1 protein-coding gene is annotated in these 1,122 nt (G+C 65.2%); it reads right to left on the reverse strand.

The window, feature by feature from the left end; genetic code table 11:
- Position 1: 1 nt before the first annotated feature.
- The gene (locus ACIBGM_RS45265; protein WP_396389127.1) at positions 2 to 1,075 is read right to left on the reverse strand and encodes an IS630 family transposase; all 1,074 of its coding nucleotides are present in this window, start codon (positions 1,073 to 1,075) and stop codon (positions 2 to 4) included.
- Positions 1,076 to 1,122 lie beyond the last annotated feature (47 nt).

Below are 1,122 nucleotides of genomic sequence, written 5' to 3' on the forward strand. Positions count from 1 at the left end.
CCTAGTTTCGCGTAAACGATGTTCTTTGACCGGGTTTGCAGTGGTCGAGTAGGTCGTCGGCGGTTTTGGTCCAGATGAAGGGTTGGCAGCGGTCGTTCCAGCCGTCGATGAAGGCTCGGATGGCGTCGGTCAGGTCGCGGACCGAGGTGAAGGTGCCGCGCCGGATGGCTTGGCGGGTGATGATGCCGAAGAAGATCTCGACCATGTTGAGCCACGAGCCGCTGGTCGGGGTGAAGTGCAGCTGGATCCGCGGATTCTTCGCCAGCCAGGCCTGGACCTTGGGGTGCTTGTGGCTGCCGTAGTTGTCGACCACGATGTGCAGCTTCTTGCGTGGGTAGGCCTTCGCAACCTGCTTGAGGAACCGCAGGAACTCTTGGTGGCGGTGCCTGGGCATGCACGCGTCGACGACTCTGCCGGTGGCGATCTCGAGCGCGGCGAACAGTGTGGTGGTGCCGTTGCGACGGTAGTCGTGGCTGCGCTTCTCTGGCAGCCCGGGACGCAACGGCAGGATGGGCGCGGTCCGGTCCAACGCCTGGATCTGGGATTTCTCGTCGATCGACAACACGATCGCGTTATCGGGCGGGTTCAGGTACAGGCCGACAACATCGCGGACCTTGGCCTCCAGTTCGGGGTCGGTGGAGAACTTGAACGTCTCGACCCGCCACGGCTGCAGGCCCCACCTCTTCCAGATCTTGCCGACCCACACATGCGAGATCCCGCCCAGGTGGTCGGCCAGCAGCCGCGACGACCAGTGCGTCACGCCGAGGCGTTCCGGCGGCGGCTCCAACGTCGCCAACACCACCGCGACCTCATCGACCATGGCCGGCCGGCCCGGCTTCGGCCGGTCGTCCAGCCCACCCAGGCCCTCGGCCGCGTAACGCTTCTTCCACCCGATCACCGTCGGCTTGGACACCCCGACCCGCGCCACGATGTCCTTCACCGACACCCCATCGGCCGCCAGCAGCACGATCCGCGCCCGCTGCGCCAGACCCGCCCGCATCGACGGCGAACGCGTCCACGACTCCAACACCCTGCGATCCTCGGCCGGAACATCCACGGGCACAGTCAACGCCATAACCCATGATCCCACGAGGTAAAGCTATTTCGTTACCGCGACACTAG

Origin of the sequence: Kribbella sp. NPDC050470, from assembly GCF_044458365.1 — a bacterium.
Lineage (GTDB): Bacteria > Actinomycetota > Actinomycetes > Propionibacteriales > Kribbellaceae > Kribbella.

What these genes read in the sequence shown, in the direction of transcription:
- ACIBGM_RS45265 (WP_396389127.1), bottom strand. Translation starts at nt 1,075, where the DNA reads ATGGCGTTGACTGTGCCCGTGGATGTTCCGGCCGAGGATCGCAGGGTG.